This window comes from Methylobacterium sp. C33D, assembly GCF_053345825.1.
On record NZ_JBKFAV010000253.1, the window covers coordinates 1 to 281 of the forward strand.

Below are 281 nucleotides of genomic sequence, written 5' to 3' on the forward strand. Positions count from 1 at the left end.
GCCCGTGCAGGCCACGAGGCCGGAGCGGATGCCGGCCGCCTTGGTGGTGAGTCCGAGATCGAGCACCCGCTGCTCGACCTCGGCGTCCTTCGCGTCCGGCACGCCCGAGACGATGAAGTTCTGCCAGACGGTGAGGCGGATCTGGCCGTCGCCGCACTCGGCCGCGATCTTGGCCAGCGCCCGGACCTGATCGCTGGTCATCTTGCCGACCGGAAGGACGACGCCGATCCAGTTGAGGCCGGGCTGCTTCTGGCCCTGCACGCCGACTTGGGCGATGCGGT

General features: G+C 70.1%; 1 pseudogene. It reads right to left on the reverse strand.

The annotated features are described in order from the left end of the window. Positions 1–281 (reverse strand): annotated as a pseudogene (locus ACLBXO_RS32265) (NirA family protein); the annotation flags it as partial.